The organism is Streptomyces sp. F63, assembly GCF_018070345.1.
GTDB lineage: Bacteria > Actinomycetota > Actinomycetes > Streptomycetales > Streptomycetaceae > Streptomyces.
Genome location: NZ_JAGPXX010000048.1, coordinates 13,678 through 34,375, shown reverse-complemented (window position 1 = coordinate 34,375; position 20,698 = coordinate 13,678). Strand labels below are relative to the sequence as shown.

Here is a 20,698-nt window from a genome sequence, read left to right as displayed (position 1 = left end):
CCCCGCCGGCCCCCCCCCCGCCCGGGCGCCCCGCCGCACCATCCGACCACCAGGGGAGAGCGCGGATCCACGTGTTCGACTTTCTTGATCTAGAGCGGTACGACCTGCTCGGCGCGTTCTGGGTGACGGTGCAGCTCACCGTCTACTCGGCCGTGGGGTCGCTCATCTGGGGAACGATCCTCGCCGGGATGCGCGTGAGCCCCGTTCCGCTGATGCGCGGCTTCGGGACCGCGTACGTCAACATGATGCGGAACACTCCGCTCACCGTGGTCCTCGTCGCCGCCTCGCTCGGTCTCTACCAGACCTTGAGCGTCACCCTCGGCGGCGGGACCTCGAAGGAGATCGGCTTCCGGCTGGCCGTGCTCGGCCTGGTGGCCTACACCGCCACCTTCGTCTGCGAGGCGCTGCGCTCCGGGATCAACACGGTGCCCGTGGGCCAGGCCGAGGCGGCACGGGCGCTGGGGCTCGGCTTCACGCAGGTGCTGACACTCATCGTCCTGCCGCAGGCCTTCCGGTCGGTGGTGGCCCCCTTGGCGAACGTCCTGATCGCCCTCACCAAGAACACCACGGTGGCAGCCACCATCAGCGTCTCCGAGGCGGCGCTGCTGATGAAGGAGATGATCGAGAACGAGAGCGATGTCATCTTCCTCGTCTTCTCCGTGTTCGCCTTCGGGTTCATTGTCCTGACCCTTCCGACGGGGCTGCTGCTCGGCTGGGTGAGCAAGCGTGTGGCGGTGAAGCGATGAGTGACCTCTCCGTTCTGTACGACGTGCCGGGGCCCCGTGCCCGGCGGCGCAACTGGCTCTACACCGTCCTGTTCGTCGTCGTCCTGGGGCTGGTCGGCTGGTGGGTGCTGGACACCATGGCGGACAAGAACCAGCTCGCCGGCGAGAAGTGGCTCCCATTCGTCGAGGACTCCCGGATCTGGACCACCTTCCTGCTGCCCGGCCTGCTGAACACGCTGAAGGCGGCGGCCCTGGCCATCGTCATCGCGCTGCCGTTCGGCGCCCTGCTCGGCATCGGACGGCTCTCCGACCACCGGTGGATCAGCGTGCCGGTCGGCGCGGTCGTCGAGTTCTTCCGCGCCATCCCGGTGCTGCTGCTGATGCTGTTCGCGAACGAGGCGTACGCCCAGCTCACCGATGTGGAGTCGGATATCCGCCCGCTCTACGCGGTGGTGACCGGACTGGTCCTCTACAACGCCTCCGTCATCGCCGAGGTGGTCCGCGCCGGCATCCTCTCCCTGCCGCACGGGCAGACGGACGCGGCCAAGGCCATCGGCATGCGCAAGGGCCAGATCATGTCCCACGTGCTGCTGCCGCAGGCCGTGACCGCGATGCTGCCGGCCCTGGTCAGCCAGCTCGTCGTGATCGTGAAGGACACGGCGCTGGGCGGCGCGATGCTCGGCTTCGCCGAACTGCTGAGCCGCGTCCGCAGCATCACCGCCAACTACGGCGCGAACACCATCGCCGCCTTCACCGTGGTGGCGCTCCTCTTCATCCTGCTCAACTTCCTGCTCACCAGCTTCGCGAGCCGGCTGGAGAGCCGGGCCCGGCGCTCCCGCAAGGGCACCGGCGCCGTGGTGACCGAGGACATCGGCAGTGACGTCGCGGTGGTCTCGGGGCCCGGAGACGGTCCCGCCGAGGGCCCGCGCGGCGGCCCGGGGCACGGGCCCGGCGACGACGGTGTGAGCAAGACCCCCTGAGCCGTTCCGGCCGGGACGGAAGCGACGGGAGGGACAGCGGTCGTCAGCCGCTGTCCCTCTCGCTTGACGTGGGCAATCCCAGTGGGTTGCATTCCTTCTGTGATCACGCACCGGGCTTCCTGCACCATCCCTTCCCCGACCCGCCGGGTCGAAGGAGCCGCCCCGTGGACCCGGTGATCGTCGTCGGCGCGGGACCCGTCGGTCTCGCGCTCGCCCTCGCGCTCACCCGGCACGACGTCCCCGTCCTCGTCCTGGACGAGGGCTCCGGCGCGTACGAGCCGCGGCCCGCCAGGACGACCGTGCTGAGCCCGGACAGCGCCGCCTTCACCGGCCGTCTCCTCGGCACCTCGTTCTCCGGCGCCGGCACGCGGTGGACCGCTTGGCGGACGCTGCGGCGGCGGCAGTCGCCGCGACGCGAGGAGTTGGGGGACGACGCCCCGCTCCATCTGCCGCAGCACGCACTCGTCCACGGGCTGCGGGCCGCGCTGGAGGCCGAAGACCTCGCCCGGGTCGCCACCGGCTGCCGCCTCCACGCCCTGGAGCAGGATGCGGACGGCGTGACGGCGTACACCCGGGAATCGGCGGGCCCGGCGGGCCGGCCGCCGGCGGCCGGCGGGGGCAGCGGCTCGTGGCGCGGCAGCCATCTGGTCGGCTGCGACGGGGCGCGGTCCACCGTCCGCAAGCTGCTCGATGTGCGCTTCCCCGGCCGGACGGCCGTCGAACGGCATGCGGTGGCCGCGCTCCGTACGGAACTCCCCTGGCCGGGCGAAGCGGTTCTGTACCGGGGCCCGCGCGGCGGGGAGGTCCTGGCACGCCCACTGCCGGACGGGGTCTGGCGGATCGACTGGCTGCTGCCGCCCCGGGGCGACCTCGTGACACCGGAGGCCCTCGTCGCCCGGATCCGCGACACCCTCACCACCTGGTGCGGCGGGGTGCCTCCGTACGAACTGCTGGACACCGGGGTGCACACCGTCCACCACCGGCTCGCACGCCGGTGGCGCTCGCGGCGGGTCTTCCTGGCCGGGGACGCGGCGCACCTGCTCGGCAGCCTCGGCACCCAGGAACTCGACGAAGGGCTGCGGGACGCGGCGAACCTCTCCTGGAAACTGGCGCTGGCCCGGCACCACGGCGCCTCCGAGCCGCTGCTCGACAGCTACCAGGCGGAGCGGCGCCGGTCCGTCGGCGCCCGGCTGCGCGCGGCCGACCAGGCACTGCCGCTGGTCCGCTCCGCGGGCGCCTGGCCGGCCGTGCGCCGGTCACTGCTGCCGGGGGCCGGGCGCGGGCAGGAGAGCCTGCTGACGGACGGTCACCTGGGGCGGGGCCCGCTGGGAGCGCCCCCCGGGTACGCGCACTCCCCGCTCACACCTGCCGTCACGGAGGCCTCGGCCGAGGTGGGCACCCTGCCGGGTGATCCGGTGGAGGACGTTGCGGTGACCGCGCCGGACGGCTCCGCGGCACGGCTCCGGGAGCGGCTCGGCGGCGATCTGCTGGTGGTGCTCGTGGCCCCGGGGACGGGGGTCTGGGACCGCAGGCACTGGCTTGGCGCGGGGCTGATGCCGCGGCTGGCCGAGGCGGTGGCGGCGCTGCCGGTACCGGCCGAACTGCTGGTGACGGAGGGCTACCCGGGCGCGGCGGCGCACACGGTGCTGATGGTCCGGCCGGACGGCCGGCTGGTCGCCGCGATACCGGGCGTGGACCCGGCGGAGCTCCATGCCTGCGCGGACATCGTGCGCGGCGGAGGCGGGGCGGCCGCGCCGGGCAGCGGTGCCGTACCGGGAAGGGCAGGAGCCGACGAGAACGGAACGGGGGAGAACGGCGGAGCCGAGGGGGGCGGCACGGCGGGAACGGCCCGGACCACCGCCGGAGACGGGGATCCCTCCGGGGCCGGTGACGTGGGCGCGGTGGCGCCGGCGTCCGCTGACGGCGTCTCCTCCACGACCGGCACATCCCGCTGAGGCCCGGCCCGGCTCGGGCTGCTGGACCGGCCCGGCTCGGGCTGCTGGACCGCGTCGGCTCGGACGGTCCGGCTTGTGCCCCGCAGGACCTGCTGGCGCCCCCCCGGTTCACCCGGGCCGGCGGCCCGCCGTTCCCGGCGGCGCGGATACGCGCACCACGGTGCCGGTACGCCACGGGCACCAGCCCGTCGGTCGGGGCGGGACGGCGGTCAGTCCCCGGGGAGGTACCACTCCAGGGCTTCCGGGTCCTCGCCCTCCTCCTCCAGCGCGCGCCGCACCACCCGCAGGGCGAGCCCTTCGGGGTAGCCCTTGCGGGCCAGCATCCCGGCGAGCCGGCGGATCCGCTTCTCCCGGTCCAGCCCCCGGGTGGACCGCAGTCTGCGCTCCACCAGGGCCCGGGCCGTCTCCTCCTCCTGCTCGGAGTCGAGCCGGCCCATGGCCTCGTCGATGACCACCGATTCCACTCCGCGGGTCCGCAGTTCGCGGGCGAGGGCGCGGCGGGCCAGTCCCCGGCCGTGGTGGCGGGACTCGACCCAGGCACCGGCGAAGGAGGCATCGTCGATCAGCCCGACCTCCTCGAAGCGGGAGAGCACCTCCTCCGCCACCGCATCGGGGATGTCGCGCTTGCGCAGCGCGTCGGCGAGCTGCTTGCGGGTGCGCGGCGTCCCGGTGAGCAGGCGCAGGCAAATGGCCCGTGCCCGCTCACCGGGGTCGTCGCTCCGGGACGCGGCCGTACCCGCGCCCGGACGCGGTGTCCCCACTCCGGCCCTCGACGGAGAGGAGCCACCGCCGTCCCTGTCGTCCTCGCCGCCGTCCTTCCGCCGCTCCCGCGGCCGGCCGGTTCGCCGCGTCATGGACTAGCTCTTGGCGGCAGCGGCCTTGGAGGCCCTGGTCGCCTTGGCGGCCGGTGCGGGCACCGCCTTCACCGGCTCGGCGGGGGCTCCCGCCGCGTCCGCGCCGGGCTCCGCGGCCGGAGCCTCCGGGCGCACCCCGATCCCCAGCTTCTCCTTGATCTTCTTCTCGATCTCGTTGCCCAGGTCCGGGTTGTCCTTGAGGAACTTGCGGGCGTTCTCCTTGCCCTGTCCCAGCTGGTCGCCCTCGTAGGTGTACCAGGCACCGGACTTGCGGATGAAGCCGTGCTCGACGCCCATGTCGATCAGTCCGCCCTCGCGGCTGATGCCCTCGCCGTAGAGGATGTCGAACTCGGCCTGCTTGAAGGGCGGCGCGACCTTGTTCTTCACGACCTTGCAGCGGGTACGGTTGCCGACCGCGTCGGTGCCGTCCTTGAGGGTCTCGATCCGGCGGATGTCGATCCGCACCGAGGCGTAGAACTTCAGCGCCCGGCCACCGGTGGTGGTCTCCGGTGAGCCGAACATCACACCGATCTTCTCCCGGAGCTGGTTGATGAAGATCGCGGTGGTCCTGGACTGGTTCAGGGCGCTGGTGATCTTCCGGAGCGCCTGGCTCATCAGCCGGGCCTGGAGACCGACGTGCGAGTCCCCCATCTCGCCCTCGATCTCCGCACGCGGCACCAGGGCCGCCACGGAGTCGATGACGATCAGGTCGAGGGCACCGGAGCGGACCAGCATGTCCACGATCTCCAGCGCCTGCTCGCCGGTGTCCGGCTGGGAGAGGATGAGGTTGTCCGTGTCGACGCCCAGGGCCTTGGCGTACTCCGGGTCGAGCGCGTGCTCCGCGTCGACGAAGGCGACGGTGCCGCCCGCCTTCTGGGCGTTGGCCACGGCGTGCAGCGTGAGGGTCGTCTTGCCGGAGGACTCCGGGCCGTACACCTCGACGACCCGGCCGCGCGGCAGACCACCGACTCCCAGCGCCACGTCGAGAGCGGTCGACCCGGTGGGGATGACCTCGATGGGGTCGTTCGGCCGGTCCCCGAGGCGCATGACGGCGCCCTTGCCGAATTGCCGTTCAATCTGCGCGAGCGCGGCGTCGAGCGCCTTCTCGCGGTCGGATCCTGCTGCCATGGGTTCCACCCGGTTTGCTTGAGTCGATCGCTTCACGTCCATGACGCTAACGCCTGGCACTGACAACGCGCCCCGTCGCCGTCCGGGCTGTGGAAAACCCGGCCGGGCCATCCATCTGAATGGATGTTCGATTTTGATGTCAAGCCGACCGGCGCCGCGCGCCGCGCCCCGGGAGACGGACCCGCGCCGCCTCCTCCCCCTCAGCCGCCCCCGCCCCCCGGCGGGCGCCGGCCGCGCAGCGCCCGGCGGGCCCGGAAGAGCATCGAGGCCCCCCGGTCCCGCACCGGCCGCCGGCTGCGCACCCGCGGGTGGTCGGTGACGTCGTACCGCTTCACATACGCCGACAGGAACGCCTGCAGCGTGGCGGTCGCCGGGATCGCGATCAGCGCGCCGACGGCTCCCAGCAGCGCGGCGCCCCCGATGACCGAGCCGAAGGCGACGGCGGGGTGGATGTCCACGGTCCGGGCCGTGATCCGCGGCTGCAGGATGTAGTTCTCCAGTTGCTGGTAGATCACGACGAAGACGAGCACCCACAGCGCGTACCAGGGGTTGACGGTGAACGCCAGCAGGATCGGCAGCGCCCCGGCCAGGTAGGTGCCGATCGCGGGGATGAACTGCGAGACCAGCCCCACCCAGATCGCCAGGGCCGGGGCGTACGGCACCCCGAGGATCTCCAGCAGCACGTAGTGCGCGCCGCCGGAGACCAGCGCCATCAGACCGCGCGAGTAGAGGTAGCCGCCGGTCTTGGCGACCGCGATGTCCCAGGCCCGCAGCACCTCGGCCTGCTTGGCCGGCGGGAGCATGGAGCACAGGGCCCGGCGCAGCCGCGGACCGTCGGCGGCGAAGTAGAAGGAGAACAGCGCCACGGTGAGGGTCATGAACAGGCCGCCGATCACCTGCGCCGACACGTCCAGCACCCCGCCCGCGCTGTTCTGCACGTACTTCTGCAGCCAGTCGGACTTGAGCAGGCTGTCCTGCATCTCCAGCCGTGAGACGCTGGTGCCGAAGGTCTTGTTGCTCCAGCGGATCACCGAGTCGAGATAGGCCGGGAAGTTCTCGACCATGGTGACGATCTGGCCGGCGAGCATCGAGCCGAGCAGGGTGACGAACCCGGCCACGGCCACGACGAGGCCCAGGAACACCAGGGCGGTCGCCAGGCCCCGGCGCATCCCGCGGTCCGCCATGCGGTCCACCGCCGGTTCGATCGCCAGCCCGAGGAAGAACGCGATCAGGATGTTGATCAGCAGCCCGGTGAGCTGCTGGAAGGCCCAGCTCGCGAGCAGGAAGACCGCGTAGGCGGCGAACACCAGAGCGATGGCGCGTGGCAGCCAGGCAGGCATCCGCTCACCGCCGCGCGCCGAGGCCCGCTCGGCGGGGACAGGGCGCGGTCCGGGTTCCGGGACGCCACCGGGTTCGTCGTCATTCGCTGCCACGGTGCCAGTCTGGCCCATCCGGGGGGCGGCCCGCTCCCCCCGGACGGCCCGTTCCGGCGCCCGGGGTCACGAGTCACGCGTCACCCGGGTTCAGCGCCGGTCGGCGGGGACGTCCATGGCGGCGCAGACGGCCCGCCACACGTCCTTGGCGTTCCAGCCGGCGTCCAGCGCCTCGCACACCGTCCTCCCGCCGAGCTCGGACATCACGTGATCGCGCGCGAAGGAGTCGGCGTACGCCTCACCGAAGTGATCCGCCATCCGCTGCCAGAAAACCGTCAACCGCATGAGTCCAGTATCCCGCCTCCGCGGCGCGGCCCCGGCGGGCCGGTCAGCCGGCCAGCGCGCGCACCGCCGCGGTCACCAGGACGGCGGCCCCCACGACCACCAGGAACGGGGCGCGCAGCAGCAGCGCCAGCGCCGCGGCGGCGACCCCCGCCGCCCTGGCGTCGAGGACCAGGGCGGAGCCCTCGCCGAAGGTCTGCTGGGCGGTGAGCGCGGCCAGCAGCGCGATGGGCAGCAGGGCGGCCAGCCGCTTGACGGCCGGCCGCTCCAGCGCCCCGGTGGGCACCGACAGCCCGAACAGCTTGACGAGATAGCAGCCGGCCGTGGTGAGGCCGATGGCGATCCAGACGCTCATCGGCCGCGCCCCTTCCCGGCACGGGCGGGGCGGACCGGGGCCCGGCCGCGCAGCGCCAGGACGACCGGTGCCGCCAGCGCCGCGACGAGCACCGGCACCCCGGCGGGCAGCACGGGTACACCGACGAGGACCAGCACCACCGCCAGGCCGGCCACCGCGCGCTCGGTCGCCGTCCTCAGCATGGGCGCGAGCAGGGCCAGGAACACCGCCGGTCCCGCGGCGTCCAGGCCCCACTCCCGGGGGTCGCCCAGCGCCGAGGCGCCGAGCGCGCCGAGCAGCGTGGTCAGGTTCCACAGCGCGTAGAGGGTCGCGCCGGTGACGGCGAAGCCGATCCGCGCCGCGCGCCGCCCGGGCTGGGCGAGGGCCACCGCGGCGGTCTCGTCGATGACCCACTGGGCGGCGAACGGGCGCAGGGCGCGGGGGACGCGCAGCAGCTGCGACAGCCGCAGCCCGTAGAAGGCGTTGCGCACCCCGAGGAAGAACGCCCCGGCCGCGGCCGTGTACGGGTTGCCGCCCGCCGCCAGCGCTCCGACGAGCGCGAACTGCGAGGCGCCGGTGAACACCAGCAGACTGAGCGCGCAGGTCTGGAGCAGGGTGAGGCCCGCTCCCGCGGAGGTCACCCCGAAGGCGAAGCCCGACAGCCCCACGGCCACGCCCACGCCGAGCGCGTCCCGCACCACCGCCGCGTCGGGGCGCGGCCCGGTACCGGCCCGCGCCGGGCCGCCGCCCGCCGGTTCCGTCCCGCGCCCCGCGTCCGGGGTTCCCACGGCCTCGCCGATGTCCACAGGATGTCTCGTCTCTTCCACGCCCGCACGCTAGGGCCCGGCGTCCGGTCCCGTCTTGGACGTTCTTGCGGCACCGAGAGCGCGTGCGCGTTCCCGTTCCCTCCGGTAGGCGCCGGGGGGCACCCCGACGATCCTGGTGAAGTGCCGGTTCAGGTGCGGCTGGTCCGTGAAGCCGACGGCGGCGGCCGCCTCGGCCGGCGTGGCCCCGCCGTCGAGCAGGGCCCTGGCCCGGCGGATCCGGGCGCCGGTGAGCCAGGCGTGCGGCGGGAGCCCGTAGGCGCCGCGGAAGGCGCGCAGCAGGGCGAAGGGGCCGGTACCGACCGACGCGGCGAGCTGTTCGAGCGTCGGCGGGTCCACCATGTCTTCGACGAGCAGGTCCCGCGCCCGCGCGGCCGCCCGTGCCCCGGCACCGGGCGGGCCGGCCGCCCCGGAACCGGCCGTGGCCCCGCAGCGGTGCAGCAGCCTGGCGACCACCGTGCGCAGCAGGGTGCCGGCGGCCAGCGCGTTGTCCTGCTCGGCGGCCCGGTGCACGGCGGCGATCAGCCGGCCGCTCACCGGGTCGTCGAGCACCGTCTCGCCGAACGACGGGGTGCCCCGCAGCGGAGCCGTCTCCATCGCCACGTCCGCGACCACCTCCACGGAGGGGTACAGGACGCGGTAACTCCAGCCCTCGCTGACCCCGGCGTACGCCGTGTGGGGTGTCTCCGGATTGATCAGGACGACTCCGCCGCTGCCGACCTGCTCCGCCCCGCGGGGCAGCCCGACGCCCTCCACCCCGCCGGTCACCGTGGCGATGACAAAGCCGTCGTGGGCGTGGCGCGAGAAGGTGTGCCGGACGTAGCGGGCACGCAGCAGATCGACGCCGGGCAGCCGCGGGTGCTGCCAGTACCGGGCGTGCTCCTGCTCCGGCCGCTCCGGCCGCTCCGGCCGCTCCCGCTTCTCCCGCATACCGCCCATTGTGCCTTCGCCCGCCGGGCCCCCTTCCCACCGGAGCACGGCCCCCACCAGCGGTGACACCCCGCTTGTCGGTACCGGGGTGCACGATGGGGGCATGCCGCACGACCCGGCCGCCCCGGCCCTCGACGCCTTCTCCCCCGCCACCCGTGCCTGGTTCTCGGGGGCCTTCACCGCGCCCACCGCCGCGCAGGCCGGCGCCTGGCGGGCGATCGGCGCGGGGTCGGACGTCCTGGTGGTCGCGCCGACCGGTTCGGGCAAGACGCTCGCCGCCTTCCTGGCGGCCCTGGACCGGCTGGCGAGCACGCCCCCGCCCGCCGAGACCAAGAAGCGCTGCCGCGTGCTGTACATCTCGCCCCTGAAGGCCCTCGCGGTGGACGTGGAGCGGAATCTCCGCAGCCCGCTCACCGGCATCCGGCAGGAAGCCGTCCGGCTGGGGCTGCCGGAGCCCGAGGTCCGGGTCGGCATCCGCTCCGGGGACACCCCGGCCGCGGAACGCCGCTCCCTCGCCAACCGCCCGCCGGACATCCTGATCACCACCCCCGAGTCGCTCTTCCTGATGCTGACCTCCTCCGCGCGGGAGGCCCTGTCCGGGGTCGAGACGGTCATCCTCGACGAGGTCCACGCCGTCGCGGGCACCAAGCGCGGCGCGCATCTCGCCCTCTCCCTGGAACGGCTCGACGAACTGCTGCCCCGCCCCGCCCGCCGGATCGGCCTGTCCGCCACCGTCCGCCCGGTGGAGGAGGTGGCGCGCTACCTCTCCCCGCAGCGCCGGGTGGAGATCGTCCAGCCGCCCGCCGAGAAGCGGTTCGACCTCTCGGTGGTCGTTCCCGTCGAGGACCTCGGCGAGCTCGGCGGTGCCCCGGCGCAGGACGCCGCGGAGGGCGGGGCGGCGGAGCGGCCGTCGATCTGGCCGCACGTCGAGGAGCGGATCACCGATCTCGTCCAGGCCCACCGGTCCACGATCGTCTTCGTCAACTCCCGGCGGCTCGCCGAGCGGCTCTGCAACCGGCTCAACGAGATCGCGTACGAACGGGCCACGGGAGAGCCGGTGCCCGAGGACCACTCCCCGGCCGAGCTGATGGGCGGCTCCGGCGCCGCCCGCGGCGCACCCCCGGTGCTGGCCCGCGCCCACCACGGCTCGGTCTCCAAGGAGCAGCGGGCCCAGGTGGAGGAGGACCTCAAAGCGGGCCGGCTGCCCGCCGTCGTCGCCACGTCCAGTCTCGAACTGGGCATCGACATGGGCGCGGTGGACCTGGTCGTCCAGGTCGAGTCCCCGCCCTCGGTGGCCTCCGGGCTCCAGCGCGTCGGCCGGGCCGGGCACCAGGTGGGCGCGGTCTCCACCGGTGTCGTCTTCCCCAAGTACCGCGGTGATCTGGTCCAGTCGGCGGTGGTGACCGAGCGGATGCGCTCGGGTGCCATCGAGGCGCTGCGCGTCCCCGCGAACCCGCTGGACGTGCTGGCCCAGCAGATCGTGGCCATGACGTCGCTGGACGCGTGGGACGTCGGGGAGCTGCTGGCCGTGGTCCGGCGCGCCGCGCCCTTCGCCTCGCTCCCGGAGTCGGCGTACACGTCCGTCCTGGACATGCTCGCGGGCCGCTACCCGTCCGACGCCTTCGCGGAGTTGCGGCCGCGCCTGGTCTGGGACCGGGTGGCCGGGACGGTCAGCGGCCGGCCGGGCGCGCAGCGGCTCGCCGTGACCTCCGGCGGAACCATCCCGGACCGCGGCCTCTTCGGCGTGTTCCTCGCCGGCGCCGACCCGAGGAAGGGCGGGGGGCGTGTGGGGGAACTCGACGAGGAGATGGTGTACGAGTCCCGGGTGGGCGACGTCTTCACGCTCGGCACCACCACCTGGCGCATCGAGGACATCACCCGCGACCGCGTCCTCGTCTCCCCCGCGCCGGGTGTGCCCGGGCGGCTGCCGTTCTGGAAGGGCGACCAGCTCGGCCGTCCGCTCGAACTCGGCCGGGCGCTGGGCGCGTTCCTCCGCGAGATCGGCTCCTCGGCCGCGGGGGAGGCCCGCTCGCGGCTGGCCGCCGCCGGGCTGGACGCGCTGGCGGCGGAGAACCTGCTGGCTTACCTGGAGGAGCAGCGCAAGGCCTGCGGTCACGTCCCCGACGACCGCACGATCGTCGTGGAGCGCTTCCGCGACGAACTGGGCGACTGGCGCGTCGTCGTGCACTCCCCCTTCGGCGCCCAGGTGCACGCTCCGTGGGCGCTGGCACTCGGCGCCCGGCTGACGGAGCGGTTCGGCATGGACGCCCAGGTGATGCACGCCGACGACGGCATCGTGCTGCGCCTGCCCGACGCCGGCATGATGGGCCTGGACCTGCTGGACGCGGAACCAGACCCCGGGGGAGGCGGCGGCCCGGACACCGCCCCGCCCGCCCCGGCGTGGTCCGATCCCGAGCAGCCGCCGGCCGGTGCGGCCGATGTCGTCTTCGACCGGGAGGACATCGGGCAGATCGTCACCGACCAGGTCGGCGGCTCGGCCCTGTTCGCCGCCCGCTTCCGCGAGTGCGCCGCCCGTGCCCTGCTGCTGCCGCGCCGCGACCCCGGAAAGCGCACCCCGCTCTGGCAGCAGCGCCAGCGAGCCGCCCAACTGCTCCAGGTGGCGTCCGAGTTCGGTTCCTTCCCGATCGTGCTGGAAGCCGTCCGCGAGTGCCTGCAGGACGTCTTCGACGTCCCCGGCCTCACCGAACTCATGGGCGACATCGAGGCCCGCCGGGTCCGCCTCGTCGAGGTCACCACCCCGGAGCCCTCGCCCTTCGCCCGCTCCCTCCTCTTCGGCTACGTCGCGCAGTACCTCTACGAGGGCGACTCCCCGCTCGCCGAGCGCCGGGCCGCCGCGCTCTCCCTGGACTCCCGGCTGCTGGCCGAACTGCTGGGCCAGGCCGAGCTGCGCGAACTCCTCGACGCCGAGGTGCTGGAGAGCCTGGAGCGCGAGCTGCAGTGGCTGACGGAGGACCGCCGCGCCAAGGACCGGGAGAGCGTCGCCGACCTGCTCCGCCTCCTCGGGCCGCTCACCCCCGGCGAGCTGGCCGCGCGCGGCGCCGATCCCGGCTGGGCCGGGGAGCTGGCGGAGGCCCGGCGCGCCATCCGGGTACGGATCGCGGGACGAGAGCACTGGGCGGCGGTGGAGGACGCCGGGCGGCTCCGCGACGCCCTGGGCACGGCGCTGCCCGTCGGCGTACCGGAGGCCTTCACGGAGCCGGTCAAGGACCCGCTCGGCGACCTCCTCGCCCGCTACGCCCGGACGCACGGCCCGTTCACCTCCGCCGCGGCCGCTGAGCGCTTCGGCCTCGGGGTGGCCGTCACCGAGGGTGCCCTGAGCCGGCTCGCCGCCGCGGGGCGCGTCGTCCAGGGGGAGTTCCACCCGGCGGGTGCCGGGCAGGAGTGGTGCGACAGCGGTGTGCTGCGGCGGTTGCGCCGCCGTTCCCTGGCCGCGCTGCGCCGGGAGCTGGAACCGGTGCCGCCGTCCGCGCTCGGTTCCTTCCTGCCCCAGTGGCAGCAGGTGGGCACCCGCGGTCTGCGCGGCGTCGACGGACTGGTGCGCGCCGTCGAGCAGTTGCAGGGCGCGCCCGTCCCCGCCTCCGCTCTGGAGAAGCTCGTCCTGCCGTCCCGGGTGGCCGGCTACGCCCCGGGAATGCTCGACGAGCTGACGGCCGCCGGGGAGGTCGTCTGGGCGGGCGCCGGGGCACTGCCGGGCAAGGACGGCTGGCTGTCGCTGTATCTCGCCGACGCTGCGCCGCTCCTCCTCCCCGCCCCGCTGCCGTTCGAGGCGGGCCCGCTGCAGGAGGCGGTCCTGCACACCCTGTCCGGAGGCTACGGGCTGTTCTTCCGCCAGCTCGCCGACCGGATCAGGTCGTCCGGTCACTCCGAGGCCACGGACGCCGAACTGGCCGACGCCCTCTGGGATCTCGCCTGGTCCGGCCGGCTCACCAACGACACCCTGGCGCCGCTGCGCTCGCTGCTCGGCTCGGGCCGCACCGCCGGCGCCACCGCCCACCGCGCCAGGCGGCCGGTGCCCCGCGGCCGGTACGGCGGTTTCCCCGGCCGCACCGGCCGGCCGGTCTCGCCGGCCGGCCCGCCGACCGTCGCCGGCCGCTGGTCGCTGCTGCCGGAGCCGGAGCACGACCCCACTCACCGGGCCCACGCCCTCGCGCACACGCTGCTGGACCGGCATGGTGTGGTCACCCGCGGCGCGGTCGCCGCCGAGGGCGTCGAGGGGGGCTTCTCGGCGGCCTACCGGGTGCTGTCCGCCTTCGAGGACACCGGCAGGGCCCGGCGCGGCTACGTGGTCGAAGGCCTCGGGGCCGCGCAGTTCGCCATGGACGGCGCGGTGGACCGGCTGCGCGCCATCGCCACGGCCCGGGAGCGGGACAGCGCACAGAGCCCGGCCTTCCCCGGCGCCCCCGCCGCGGGCGGCGACACCCCGGGCGGCCGGGGCAGAGCCGTGCTGCTGGCGGCCGCCGATCCGGCCAACGCCTACGGCGCCGCCCTCCCCTGGCCCGACCCGCCCGCCGGCGCCGGCCACCGGCCGGGCCGCAAGGCCGGATCCCTGGTGGTCCTGGTCGACGGGCGGCTGGTGCTCTACGTGGAGCGCGGTGGCAAGACGCTGCTCGCCTGGTCCGGTGGGGAGGGGGGCGGCGCAGAGGACGACGCCCGGCTCCACCTGGCGGCGGAGGCCCTCGCGGAAGCGGCCCGGCAGGGCGCGCTGGGCACGGTCACCGTGGAGCGGGCCAACGGCGCCCCGGCTCTCGGATCCCCCGTCGGCCGGGCCCTGGAAACGGCGGGCTTCCACGCGTCGCCGCGGGGGTTGCGGCTCCGGCCCCGGTGAGGGCGCCGCCGGGTCCCGGCCGGCTCTCCGCGGGTCGCGGCCCTCCGCGGGTCCCGCGGCATCATGGCCGTATGCCCGAAGGAGACACCGTCTGGCGCACCGCCCGGCGCCTGCACGAGGCCCTGGCCGGCGACCGGCTCGTCCGCTGCGATCTCCGGGCCGAAACTCGCCACCGCCGATCTCTCCGGGCGGAGCGTGCTGGAGGTCGTACCGCGCGGAAAGCATCTGCTGGCCCGGTTCGAGGGCGGCCTGACGCTCCACTCCCACCTGCGGATGGACGGAGCCTGGCGGGTCTACGCCGCGGGGGAGCGCCCGAGCGGCGGCCCGGAGCACCAGATCCGCGCGATCCTCGGCACGGCCGCCCGCACGGCCGTGGGCTACCGGCTGCCGGTCCTGGAGTTGCTGCGCACCGCCGACGAGGACAGCGTGGTCGGCCATCTGGGCCCGGATCCGCTCGGCCCCGGCTGGGACCCGGCGGAGGCCCGCCGGCGGCTGCTCGCCGATCCGGCCCGGCCGCTCGGTGAGGCCCTGCTCGACCAGCGCAATCTCGCCGGCCTGGGCAACGTCTACAAGTCCGAGCTGTGCTTCATGCTCCGCGTCTCCCCCTGGCTGCCGGCCGGGGACGCCCCGTCGCCCGACCGGCTCGTCGCACTCGCCGCGAGACTCCTGGACGTCAACAAGGCCCGCGTCTCCCGTGTCACCACGGCCGATCCGCGCGCGGACCGCCGGCTGTGGGTGTACGGGCGGGCGGGCCGGCCCTGTCTGCGCTGCGGTACGCCGGTGCGGTCCGCCGGACAGGGCGAGCCGGGTCGGGAGCGCGACACCTACTGGTGCCCGCGCTGCCAGCCCGGGCCGTATCCGTGATCGTTCCCCCGTCCGAAGCGGCGCCGGTTCCTCCCCTGGCGCCCTTCCCCCGCCCTCCGCGATCCCCGTTTCTTCCCTGCTCCGGTTCCCCCGCCTCCCTTTCCCGCGCGGTGAGTCCCTTCCGGTCCCGCTCCGTTGTCTCAACGGCTCCGGGCGGCTGCCCGGGCGCCCGGAGCGCGGCGCCGGCCCTCGGCTGCCGCCGCTTGCGGCGGCGCACAGTGGACCGGCAGCAACCCGAGGCCCCAGCCGCTCGCCGCGACCGCCGCCTCGACGGCTCCGGCCCGGGACGGTGACAGCGCCAGTCGGAACACGGCCCACCACCACACCCCGGCCAGGACCAGGGCCAGGGCCCAGCGCACGGCGGCGGGGAGGGCCCGCACCGCCCCGGGTATCGCGCCCGGCAGGGCGCGGACCGCACCGGGCACGGTGCCCGGCCCGGCGTGCGGGGCGCCGGGTATCGCACCCGGTCCGCCTATCCAGGGCTCTCGCGCCACGGTGACCGCCTCCTCCAGCCGGCTCGTACGGTTCCGCTCGGTGCCGTGCCCGGCGGAGCGGACGAGCGGGAGCCGGTCAGACTCCCAGGCCCTCCGCGTCCTCGGCCTGGAACATCCAGCGGTGCTTCTCGAGCTCACCGGTCACGGCGATGATCATGTCCTGCGTGACGGGATCCGGTTTGTCCGTGGCCTCGATCCGCTCCCGCATCCGCGTGATCACGGAGCCGAGGGCCTCCACGAGCGTCTGCACCGCGTCGGTGTCCCGGATCCAGGTCTCCTTGACGGTGTCGAGACCGCTGGTCTTGGCGACGGTCTCGGCCCGGCCGTCCGGGGAGATGCCGAGGGCGGCGGCGCGCTCGGCCACGATGTCCGCGTGCTCCCGGGCGGTGTCCACGACCTCGTCGAGCTGGAGGTGTACGGAGCGGAACCGCGGACCCACCACGTTCCAGTGCACCTGCTTGGCCACCAGCGAGAGATCGACCAGATCCACCAGGGAGCCCTGGAGTGCTTCCGCGACCACGCGGCGGTCACCCTCGTCGGCCAGCGGGCTCTTGACGACAGACATGCACTTCCTCCTGCTTTGTCCGATCAACCCTTCTCCACCATCGCATACCCGGCGGGGCGAAGGCATGTCCGAGAAACCCGCCGCTGTCAAGTGACACGAGTCACATATGGGGCAGGGGAAGTGCGGAAGGCCCCCGGAACGGCGCAGGTCCCGGACGGCGAACCGTCCGGGACCTGCCACAGGGTGACCGACTGGGTCGTCAGGCCGCGACGACGTCCACGGCCTCCGTTGGCGCCTTGATCGTTACGCGCTCCTCCGGGACGCCCGTCACGGACGTCACCGAAACCGAATTGAGCATGGGCCGCATCGGCGCCGGCACGGTCTCGTCCGCCGCCGACTGCGCCAGCTCGGCGAGCGACAGTTCGTCACTCACCTCACGCATGACCTGGGACATTCGCACGTCCAGCGCATCGCAGATGGCGGAGAGCAGCTCGGAGGAAGCCTCCTTCTGCCCCCGCTCGACCTCTGAGAGATAGCCGAGGGAGACCCGCGCCGACGAGGAGACCTCACGCAGGGTTCGGCCCTGGCGCTGGCGCTGCCGACGCAGCACGTCACCCAGCAGGCGACGGAGCAGAATCATCGGTGGCTCCCTCCTCGGACCTCGGATCCGGATCCTTCTCGCCCCACCGTACCGCCTCGGACGGCAGCCGTGCGGGGAGCGATGACGTGTTCACTCAGGGCTGCAAACATCAATTCCCCCCGCGGTGTTCCGTATTCTGTGTCCGCGCATGTCCGACCAGTTCTTCTCGCAACATCCCGAGGACGCCCCCGACGCTCGCCCGGCGGATCGCCGCACGGTCCCCCGCCAGCCGCAGCAGCCGGGACCGGACGGTGCCCCCGGGGCCGGCGACCGCGACGTGGACCGTGCCCACGGGCCGGCCGTCCTGCGGATCGGGACCGGCGACGCCGGTGGTCGCGATCCCCCAGTCGGCGCCCAGCAGCCGCCGTACGCCCCCGGCCATCTGCCGCGCGACCTCCGCGTCCACCGCGCCCTGCCGGGCCAGCAGCGCTCCGTCCACGCCCAGCACGGTGTGCTTGAGCTCGGTCGCATAAGCGGTCACCGCCCCCCTGAGGACGCGCGAGGCCCCCGGTACTCCGGTCAGCTCAGCCGCCACGAGACCGCCCGTGAGCGACTCCGCCACGGCCAGCGTCTCACCGCGTGCTGCCATCGTGTCCAGTACGTCGGCGGCGGCGGTGGCGTTCACCGGCCCGCGCCCCCGGCCGCCGTCCGGGCGGTGGTGTCCTCGCGCTCCCGCGCCAGCCCGGCGCGGCGCAGGACGACCGCCTGCCGGACGTAGTCGAGCCCGGTGACGACGGTGAGGAGCACGGCCACCGCCATCATCCAGAAGCGGAGCGTGGCGAGCGGCCCGGTGAGCACGAGGACGTACATCCCGACCGCGGTGCCCTGGGCGAGGGTCTTCAGCTTGCCGCCCCGGCTGGCCGGGATGACGCCGTGCCGGATCACCCAGAACCGCATGACCGTGATGCCGAGCTCACGGAAGAGGATGACCCCCGTCACCCACCAGGGAAGGTCGGAGAGGGCGGAGAGGCAGATCAGCGCCGCGCCCATGATCGCCTTGTCGGCTATGGGATCGGCGATCTTGCCGAAGTCGGTGACGAGGTCGTAGCGCCGGGCCAGCTGGCCGTCGAAGAGATCGGTGATCATGGCGACGGCGAACGCCGCCCAGGCGAAGGAGCGCCAGACCGGGTCGTAGCCACCGTTGTGCAGCAGGAGGAACACGAAGCCGGGGACCAGCAGCAGCCGGACCATGGTGAGGACGTTGGCGATGTTCCAGAGCCCCGCCTGGCGCGCGGCCACCGCCGTGGCGCCCGACGCCCCTCCGGCGCGGGGCTGGGCCCGTCCCTGGCCCCCCGCCGCGGAGGCGGGTACTCCGGTCATGTGCCCGCCTCCTCGGTACAGCGTGCAGCGCCGGACGGCGTCCCCCCGCCGGGAGCGGGGAACGGCTCGGCGACGAGGTCCACGCCCTCGGCCGCCACGACCTTCGCTTCGACCATACGTCCGGGCAGGAGCCCGCGGGAGTCCGTGAGGACGATCTGCCCGTCCGTCTCCGGCGCCTGGTGCGCACCCCTCCCGACCGCGCCCTCCTCGCCGTCCACGGACTCGACCAGGACGTGCACCGTCTCGCCGAGCCGCTCCTCGGCGCGCTGCGCGGTCAGCTCCTCGGCGAGCCGGGAGATGTGCGCGAGGCGTTCGGCGACGGTGTCCTCGTCCAGCTTGCCCTCGTAGCCCGCGGCCTCGGTGCCCTCCTCGTCGGAGTACCCGAAGACGCCGATGGCGTCCAGCCGGGCCCCGGTGAGGAAGCGCTCCAGCTCGGCGACGTCCTCCTCCGTCTCACCGGGGAAGCCCACGATGAAGTTGGACCGGACCCCGGCCTGCGGAGCCCCGGAGCGGATCGTGCCGAGAAGCTCCAGGAAGCGGTCGGTGTCCCCGAAGCGGCGCATCGCGCGCAGCACACCGGGTGCCGAGTGCTGGAAGGACAGGTCGAAGTAGGGGGCCACCCCCGGGGTGGAGGTGAGGACGTCGATCAGACCGGGACGCATCTCGGCGGGCTGCAGATAGCTGACGCGGACCCGCTCGATGCCGTCGACCTCCGCGAGCTCGGGCAGCAGTGCCTCCAGCAGCCGGATGTCGCCCAGGTCCTTGCCGTAGGAGGTGTTGTTCTCGGAGACCAGCATGATCTCCTTCACTCCCTGCCCGGCCAGCCAGCGCGTCTCTCCCAGCACATCGGCGGGACGGCGGGAGATGAAGGAGCCGCGGAAGGCGGGGATGGCGCAGAACGAGCAGCGCCGGTCGCAGCCGGAGGCCAGCTTGACGGACGCGACGGGGCTGTCGTCCAGGCGGCGGCGGAGCGGTGCCCGGGGCCCGGAGGCGGGCGCGACCCCCTCGGGCAGGTCCTCCGCCGCGGCCGCCGGGGCCACCGTGGCCGTTCCGTGGCCGGGCAGCGCCACGTCGGCGCTCTGCCGCTCGGCAGGGCTGATGGGCAGCAGCTTGCGGCGGTCCCGGGGGGTGTGGGAGGCGTGGACGCCGCCGGAGAGGATGGTCTGCAGACGGTCGGAGATATCGGCGTAGTCGTCGAAGCCGAGGACGCCGTCGGCCTCGGGCAGGGCGGTGGCGAGCTCCTTGCCGTACCGCTCGGCCATGCAGCCCACGGCGACGACGGCCCGGGTGCGGGCGCCGCTCCCGGACGCCGTCTTGAGGTCGTTCGCCTCCAGCAGGGCGTCCACGGAGTCCTTCTTGGCGGCCTCGACGAAGCCACAGGTGTTGACGACGGCGACGTCCGCGTCGGCGGCCTCCGGAACGAGCTCCCAGCCATCCGCCGCCAGACGGCCTGCGAGCTCCTCCGAGTCCACCTCGTTGCGAGCGCAGCCTAGGGTGACCAGTGCGACGGTACGGCGTTCGGGCATGTGCTCAGCCTACTTCGTCCCACGGACAGCCCCGCCCCAGGTCTCCGCCCCCATCCGCCCCGCCGCTCGCCGCGGCGCGCCGCCCCGCCGCCGGAGGTCAGCCGGCCTGCGGGTCGCCCTTGGTGTACGTGAGGCGCTGGACCTCCCCGGGCGCGAACTCGTCCTCGACCTCCTTGCCGTTGACGAAGAGCTGCACGGCGCCGGCGTTGCCGAGGATCAGGTCGATCCGTTCCTTGTCGGTGAAGGTCTTGGAAGCGCCTTCCTTGACCACGCCCTGATGCAGCACCTTGCCGTTGTGGTTCTTGGCCAGGATCCAGCTGGAGCCCTCCGCGGCGGTCAGCTTGACCGTCACCTTGTCGGCGGGCGCGGCGGCGATGGCGCTGTCGGTGGGTTCCGGTTTCGGGTCGGACGGCTTGCCGCCTCCGGGCTTCGCGGGCGGGGACTCGGGGGTCTCGTTGTTGGCGACCGTCTTCCCGCCGTCCTCCTCGTCACCGCTGAACAGGGTGAATCCCACGAAACCGACGACGGCGACGATGGCGGCGACCATGGCGGCCGTCCAGTTGGGCCGGGAGGGCTCGGGGCGGATGCGTTCCGCTTCGAAGAGCGGGGCGGCCGGGGTCGGCTGGGGCCGCCCGCCGTGCTCGGCGTCGTACTGCTCGACCAGGACGGCGGCGTCCACCCCGACCGCGCGGGCCAGAGCGCGGATGTGGCCGCGCGCGTAGACGTCGCCCCCGCAGCGCGAGAAGTCGTCCTGTTCGATCGCATGGATGATCGGGATGCGCACACGCGTGACCGTACTGACCTCTTCGACGGTCAGTCCGGCGTCGATGCGGGCCTGCTGGAGCGCGCGCCCGACGGAAGGCCGGTCGTCTGCGGGGGAGTTACCCAAGGACACGGGGGAGGCCTTTCGAGCGTGTAGCCACCTGCTGGAAGTTCAGTCTACGGGGGGTGTGAGAGGGCCGGGCAACCGGGAGGGCCGGGTTTGTAGGCCATCGGACGGGCGGGCCCCTCCGATGATCCACACATACCCCTGTCGTCTCATCCCATGTGACGCCGCA

The 20,698-nt window shown here is 74.0% G+C and carries 18 protein-coding genes and 1 pseudogene; 5 read left to right on the top strand and 14 right to left on the bottom strand.

Annotated features, from left to right (window positions below; genetic code table 11):
• The first annotated feature begins 71 nt into the window (after positions 1 to 71).
• From KBZ10_RS28020 to KBZ10_RS28010, 3 genes are all read left to right on the top strand, one after another.
• Complete coding sequence (locus KBZ10_RS28020) at positions 72 to 746, top strand: amino acid ABC transporter permease (protein WP_210990542.1); 675 nt, start codon at positions 72 to 74, stop codon at positions 744 to 746.
• Positions 743 to 1,705 carry an amino acid ABC transporter permease gene (locus KBZ10_RS28015; RefSeq protein WP_210990536.1) on the top strand — a complete coding sequence of 321 codons (963 nt, stop codon included), beginning with the start codon at positions 743 to 745 and terminating at the stop codon, positions 1,703 to 1,705. Before KBZ10_RS28020 ends, KBZ10_RS28015 begins: the two co-directional genes overlap by 4 nt.
• A 164-nt stretch (positions 1,706 to 1,869) precedes the next feature.
• Positions 1,870 to 3,660 (top strand): FAD-dependent monooxygenase, encoded by a 1,791-nt coding sequence (locus KBZ10_RS28010; protein WP_210990535.1) that lies wholly within the window; start codon positions 1,870 to 1,872, stop codon positions 3,658 to 3,660.
• Between the two features lie 209 nt (positions 3,661 to 3,869).
• On the opposite strand, the gene recX is transcribed toward KBZ10_RS28010, so the two are convergent.
• The 7 genes from recX to KBZ10_RS27975 form a co-directional block, all read right to left on the bottom strand.
• Entirely contained in the window at positions 3,870 to 4,514 is a 645-nt protein-coding gene (gene recX, locus KBZ10_RS28005; RefSeq protein ID WP_210990534.1) for a recombination regulator RecX, read from the bottom strand.
• A 3-nt stretch (positions 4,515 to 4,517) separates the two neighbouring features.
• Entirely contained in the window at positions 4,518 to 5,651 is a 1,134-nt protein-coding gene (gene recA, locus KBZ10_RS28000) for a recombinase RecA (RefSeq protein ID WP_210990541.1), read from the bottom strand.
• Between the two features lie 191 nt (positions 5,652 to 5,842).
• On the bottom strand, positions 5,843 to 7,093 hold the full coding sequence (locus KBZ10_RS27995) for an AI-2E family transporter (protein ID WP_374223430.1): 1,251 nt from the start codon (positions 7,091 to 7,093) through the stop codon (positions 5,843 to 5,845).
• Between the two features lie 72 nt (positions 7,094 to 7,165).
• Positions 7,166 to 7,360 carry a DUF3046 domain-containing protein gene (locus KBZ10_RS27990; RefSeq protein ID WP_210990533.1) on the bottom strand — a complete coding sequence of 65 codons (195 nt, stop codon included), beginning with the start codon at positions 7,358 to 7,360 and terminating at the stop codon, positions 7,166 to 7,168.
• A 43-nt stretch (positions 7,361 to 7,403) separates the two neighbouring features.
• A complete protein-coding gene (locus tag KBZ10_RS27985) occupies positions 7,404 to 7,712 on the bottom strand; it encodes an AzlD domain-containing protein (protein ID WP_210990532.1) in 309 nt (102 codons plus the stop codon).
• Entirely contained in the window at positions 7,709 to 8,491 is a 783-nt protein-coding gene (locus tag KBZ10_RS27980; protein WP_374223431.1) for an AzlC family ABC transporter permease, read from the bottom strand. The genes KBZ10_RS27985 and KBZ10_RS27980 overlap by 4 nt, the downstream gene beginning before the upstream one ends.
• 36 nt (positions 8,492 to 8,527) lie before the next feature.
• Positions 8,528 to 9,445: an AraC family transcriptional regulator gene (locus tag KBZ10_RS27975; protein ID WP_210990531.1), complete on the bottom strand. Its 918-nt coding sequence runs from the start codon at positions 9,443 to 9,445 to the stop codon at positions 8,528 to 8,530.
• A 103-nt stretch (positions 9,446 to 9,548) separates the two neighbouring features.
• Here KBZ10_RS27975 and KBZ10_RS27970 point away from each other — a divergent pair, with 103 nt between their 5' ends.
• Complete coding sequence (locus KBZ10_RS27970) at positions 9,549 to 14,291, top strand: DEAD/DEAH box helicase (RefSeq protein WP_210990530.1); 4,743 nt, start codon at positions 9,549 to 9,551, stop codon at positions 14,289 to 14,291.
• Between the two features lie 71 nt (positions 14,292 to 14,362).
• A pseudogene (locus tag KBZ10_RS27965) lies at positions 14,363 to 15,155 on the top strand (Fpg/Nei family DNA glycosylase).
• Positions 15,156 to 15,295: 140 nt separating this feature from the next.
• On the opposite strand, the gene KBZ10_RS27960 reads toward KBZ10_RS27965, so the two are convergent.
• The 7 genes from KBZ10_RS27960 to KBZ10_RS27930 form a co-directional block, all read right to left on the bottom strand.
• Positions 15,296 to 15,649 (bottom strand): hypothetical protein, encoded by a 354-nt coding sequence (locus tag KBZ10_RS27960; RefSeq protein WP_374223429.1) that lies wholly within the window; start codon positions 15,647 to 15,649, stop codon positions 15,296 to 15,298.
• A gap of 76 nt (positions 15,650 to 15,725) precedes the next feature.
• A complete protein-coding gene (locus tag KBZ10_RS27955; protein WP_210990529.1) occupies positions 15,726 to 16,214 on the bottom strand; it encodes a Dps family protein in 489 nt (162 codons plus the stop codon).
• Between the two features lie 199 nt (positions 16,215 to 16,413).
• The gene (locus KBZ10_RS27950) at positions 16,414 to 16,794 is read right to left on the bottom strand and encodes a helix-turn-helix domain-containing protein (protein ID WP_019709745.1); all 381 of its coding nucleotides are present in this window, start codon (positions 16,792 to 16,794) and stop codon (positions 16,414 to 16,416) included.
• Positions 16,795 to 16,903: 109 nt separating this feature from the next.
• A complete protein-coding gene (locus KBZ10_RS27945; protein WP_247703103.1) occupies positions 16,904 to 17,383 on the bottom strand; it encodes a nicotinamide-nucleotide amidohydrolase family protein in 480 nt (159 codons plus the stop codon).
• 32 nt (positions 17,384 to 17,415) lie between these two features.
• A complete protein-coding gene (gene pgsA, locus KBZ10_RS27940; protein WP_210990527.1) occupies positions 17,416 to 18,114 on the bottom strand; it encodes a CDP-diacylglycerol--glycerol-3-phosphate 3-phosphatidyltransferase in 699 nt (232 codons plus the stop codon).
• Positions 18,111 to 19,640, bottom strand: a complete 1,530-nt coding sequence (gene rimO / locus KBZ10_RS27935) for a 30S ribosomal protein S12 methylthiotransferase RimO (protein WP_210990526.1) — start codon at positions 19,638 to 19,640, stop codon at positions 18,111 to 18,113. The genes pgsA and rimO overlap by 4 nt, the downstream gene beginning before the upstream one ends.
• A gap of 97 nt (positions 19,641 to 19,737) precedes the next feature.
• Positions 19,738 to 20,535 carry a helix-turn-helix domain-containing protein gene (locus KBZ10_RS27930; protein ID WP_210990525.1) on the bottom strand — a complete coding sequence of 266 codons (798 nt, stop codon included), beginning with the start codon at positions 20,533 to 20,535 and terminating at the stop codon, positions 19,738 to 19,740.
• Positions 20,536 to 20,698: the final 163 nt, after the last annotated feature.